The organism is Flavobacterium sp. (assembly GCF_043722275.1).
In the GTDB taxonomy this organism is placed as follows: domain Bacteria; phylum Bacteroidota; class Bacteroidia; order Flavobacteriales; family Flavobacteriaceae; genus Flavobacterium.
Map to the genome: position 1 here is coordinate 1 of NZ_JAYSPC010000143.1, position 3,950 is coordinate 3,950.

At 35.6% G+C, this 3,950-nt stretch carries 5 protein-coding genes; 1 reads left to right on the plus strand and 4 read right to left on the minus strand.

Annotated features, from left to right (window positions below):
* Positions 1 to 209 precede the first annotated feature (209 nt).
* From ACHZDT_RS17305 to ACHZDT_RS17320, 4 genes are all read right to left on the minus strand, one after another.
* Positions 210 to 770, minus strand: coding sequence for a PhnA domain-containing protein (locus tag ACHZDT_RS17305; RefSeq protein WP_394775896.1), 561 nt, complete (start codon positions 768 to 770; stop codon positions 210 to 212).
* A 99-nt stretch (positions 771 to 869) separates the two neighbouring features.
* Positions 870 to 1,328 carry a pantetheine-phosphate adenylyltransferase gene (gene coaD / locus ACHZDT_RS17310; RefSeq protein ID WP_394775897.1) on the minus strand — a complete coding sequence of 153 codons (459 nt, stop codon included), beginning with the start codon at positions 1,326 to 1,328 and terminating at the stop codon, positions 870 to 872.
* Between the two features lies 1 nt (position 1,329).
* Positions 1,330 to 1,908, minus strand: coding sequence for a TMEM175 family protein (locus tag ACHZDT_RS17315; RefSeq protein WP_394775898.1), 579 nt, complete (start codon positions 1,906 to 1,908; stop codon positions 1,330 to 1,332).
* Between the two features lie 287 nt (positions 1,909 to 2,195).
* The gene (locus ACHZDT_RS17320) at positions 2,196 to 3,167 is read right to left on the minus strand and encodes a D-alanine--D-alanine ligase (RefSeq protein WP_394775899.1); all 972 of its coding nucleotides are present in this window, start codon (positions 3,165 to 3,167) and stop codon (positions 2,196 to 2,198) included.
* A 306-nt stretch (positions 3,168 to 3,473) separates the two neighbouring features.
* Here ACHZDT_RS17320 and ACHZDT_RS17325 point away from each other — a divergent pair.
* Positions 3,474 to 3,950 (plus strand): PASTA domain-containing protein (locus tag ACHZDT_RS17325; RefSeq protein ID WP_394775900.1); only part of this gene is annotated, 477 nt, incomplete at its 3' end.

Below are 3,950 nucleotides of genomic sequence, written 5' to 3' on the forward strand. Positions count from 1 at the left end.
TTCAGATTTCAGATTTCAGATTTCAGATTTCAGATTTCAGATTTCAGATTTCAGATTTCAGATTTCAGATTAAGAGTGTTAAACATCTCCATAAAAAAACGAAAATGTCCTGATTTCTCGAAACGTTTTCGTTTTTTTACTGCTAACTGCTAACTGCTAACTGCTAACTGCTAACTGCTAACTGCTAACTGCTAACTGCTAACTTCAAATCATATTTTCTTCACGTATTGAGTAATAATTACAATCGTCTGACCATCAACTCTACCTTCAATATATTCTGCATTTTCGTGGTCTAGTCTGATGTTACGAACCGCAGTTCCTTGCTTGGCTACCATACTTGAACCTTTTACTTTCAAATCTTTAATCAAAACTACTGAATCTCCAGTGGCAAGAATCACTCCGTTACTGTCGCGGTGAATCACTTTGTTTTCATCATCTTCGCCTTCGCCGGTGGCTTGTGCCCAAATTAATGTTTCATCCTCAAGGTACATTTGTTCTACTAGTTCGTTATTCCCCATACGTTTCAACATTCTCCACGCAACTACTTGTACTGCTGTGTGTTCGCTCCACATACTATCATTTAAGCATCTCCAGTGGTTTAAATCTACATTTGCAGGGTTTTCTATTTGGTTAATGCAAGTACTGCAAGCCAAAATATTTTCGTCTAATCCGCCTTTTTTTGTTGGTAAAACGGTATATATTTTTAGGTTTTCGGTTGCTGTGCATAGCTCACATTGCGAACCGCTGCGTTTATTTAATGTTCTTTCCATTTCCTATATTATTGTCAATTTTTTTGCGAAAGTAATACTAAATGAAGTCTTTTTCCACCCGAGCGTTAGCGAACGGACGAAGTAAATTTATTAGGGATACTATTTTTTTACTCTCACGGAATCAGGAACAAGCAATTCATATTCACCACCGTTGCGAAGTACGTCTCTCACAATGCTGGAACTGATAAAAGATGTTTTTGCAGCGGTCAATAAAAACACGGTTTCAATTTTTGATAATCGTCTGTTGGTGTGAGCAATAGCTTTTTCGAACTCAAAATCTGCTGGATTTCGAAGCCCACGCAGGATAAAATTGGCTTTGATTTTATGACACAAATCAATCGTTAGTCCTTCATAAACAAGGATGGAAACCTTTGGTTCATCTTTGAAAGTTTCTTCAATAAAGCATTTCCTTTCTTCTAGTGAAAACATATATTTTTTCTCTGCATTAACGCCAATGGCAATTACAATTTCGTCAAATAGCGGAATTCCTCTTCTGATAATATCTTCGTGACCTAAAGTTATTGGGTCGAAAGAACCTGGAAAAATTGCTTTTCTCATCTTAATTTTTATTTATTTGTTTTTCAATTCTCGCATCGGGAATAACCCAAATTAGGGCTACTGTAGTATAAAGTAATCCAGAAATCCAAGGCGAAACAAACGCCAACGGAACTGCCAAGATATAACAAACCAATGATATTTTACCTTTTTTATCTTTTTCGACAGCTTTGTATAAGATGGAATCTTTGCCCTCGAGTTTTATAATTTTATTTTGAAGTAAGGTATATGAAATGGCACACATTAGCAAAATAAACCCGTAAACGCTCATTGGAACGGCGGAAAAATGTTGTGACCCAATCCAACTGGTAGCAAAAGGAATTAGTGATAACCAAAATAATAAAAATAAATTTCCCCATAAAACGGAACCATTTACTTTCTTAACCACTTGCAACATATGATGATGGTTGTTCCAATAAATGCCAACATAAACAAAACTCAAAACATAACTCAAAATGACTGGAATTAGCGGTTTCAAAGATTCAAAACTGTTGTCTTCTGGCACTTTTATTTCCAAAATCATGATGGTGATGATAATCGCTAATACGCCATCACTAAAGGCTTCGAGTCTGTTTTTGTTCATAGTTTAAATTTCATAAGGTTTTTAATGTGCTGAAATCAATTGCCGTTGGTTTTAACCAACGGTTTAGAAATTTTAATATAAAATTGGCTTTAGCCAAAACATAAATTAATTTTGGCTAAAGCCAATAAAACCATTTCATTATATCCGTTGGTTAAAACCAACGGCAATTTAAAAAAGTATTAATCGAAATCAATTCTATTGTGCAAAAAATCGACAGATTTTTTTCTTGATAATTTACAAATTAATCCGTAAAAATCCTTTTAATCTGTGAATCTGTGGCAAAAAAATTAATTTAATGCCAATTCAATAGCATTGCTAAACAAATCTTCCAATGATATTCCAGCAGCTTTGGCTTGTTGCGGAATCAAACTTTCGGTTGTTAAGCCAGGAATGGTGTTCATTTCGAGCATATAAGGTTCACCGTCCACAAAGATGAATTCGCTACGAGAAAAGCCTTTCATTTTTAAAACTTCGTAAGTGCGTTTTGCCACTTCGCTCACTTTTTGAGTCATTTCTTCCGAGATTCTCGCAGGCGTAATTTCCTGTGATTTACCTTGGTATTTGGCTTCATAATCGAAGAAATCATTCTCGGAAACTATTTCGGTGATGGGCAAAACGGTAATTGTTCCTTTGTAATTAATAACTCCTACAGAAACTTCGATGCCGTCTAGGAAACTTTCGATGATGATTTCGTTGTCTTCTTGGTAAGCTACTTCAATCGCGATTGGCAATTCGTTAGCTGTTTTTACTTTGGAAATTCCAAAACTAGAACCCGATTTATTTGGTTTTACAAAACACGGTAAACCTACGGTTTTCACGATTTCGGAAGTGTCAATTTTGTCGCCTTTGTTTAAATAGTATGAAATGGCGGTTTTGATTCCGTAAGGCTTCAATACCGAAAGCATATCACGCTTGTTGAACGTTAATGCTGATTGATAATAATCGCAGGAAGATTGTGGCATTCCAATTAATTCAAAATAGGCTTGCATTAATCCGTCTTCGCCTGGAGTTCCGTGAATGGCGTTGAATACGCAGTCGAAAGTTATTTTAGTTCCGTTTACAGTAGTTGAAAAATCGTTTTTATCGATAGGGAATTCGGTGTTATTGTCGTCGACATACACCCATTTTTGCTTGAAAACATGGATTCGAAATCCGTTGAATTTAGTTTTATCAAGATATTGGTAAACCACGTTTCCGCTGATGAGTGAGATTTTGTACTCGCTGGAATAGCCTCCCATAATGATGGCAATGTTTTTCATATTTTAGGTCTTGGGTGTTAGGTTCTGGGTTTTGGGTAACATAAAATGTTATTGTTAAACGGATGCTCTAGCCCTGATTACTTCACTTAATTTCTATTTTCAGCCGAGTTCAGTGAACTTCGTTTGAAGTGGAAATCCTCCAGATTTTTTCGGGAGATTACTTCACTTAATTCTTATTTTCATAGGAGTTCAGTGAACTTTGTTTGCAACGAATAGCAGGAAAAAGCTCCAAATTATCATTAAACAAAATTATCATTTTTTTTGAAACTAAATAGCTTTATCTTTGTAGCATATAAAAATAAATTTATGAGTTTACGTAAATACCTTACGAGTCGCGTGTTTTTTGGTCAAGCATTTCTAGCGCTTGCCATTATTGCTGTTTTGGGTTATTTGTTTGTGCATTGGTTGACCTTTACCACGGATCATGGCAATGAAATTACGGTGCCTAATCTTGCCAAATTAACAGAGGAGCAAGTAGAAGCAAAATTAAATGAATTAGACTTAGATTATGTGCTTCTGGACAGCGTGGATTATAATAGTGATTATCCAAAGTTTAGCGTTGTAGAGCAAGATCCTTTGCCTGGCGCCAAAGTAAAAGAAGGTAGAAAAGTATATATTAAGATAAATGCATCTGGATTTTCGTCAGTGAGAATTCCTGATTTAATAGAGAAAACCTATCGTGAGGCGGTGCCAACACTAAAAGCTTTGGGACTTGTAGAAGGAGAAGTTATTTATATTCCAAATCTTGGAAAAGACATGGTTCTGGAAATGCGTTGCAATGGC

Excerpts from the sequence above, each read along its gene's own strand:
- ACHZDT_RS17320 (WP_394775899.1), bottom strand. The coding sequence starts at position 3,167 with ATGAAAAACATTGCCATCATTATGGGAGGCTATTCCAGCGAGTACAAA.
- coaD (WP_394775897.1), bottom strand. The coding sequence starts at position 1,328 with ATGAGAAAAGCAATTTTTCCAGGTTCTTTCGACCCAATAACTTTAGGT.
- ACHZDT_RS17305 (WP_394775896.1), bottom strand. The coding sequence starts at position 770 with ATGGAAAGAACATTAAATAAACGCAGCGGTTCGCAATGTGAGCTATGC.
- ACHZDT_RS17315 (WP_394775898.1), bottom strand. The coding sequence starts at position 1,908 with ATGAACAAAAACAGACTCGAAGCCTTTAGTGATGGCGTATTAGCGATT.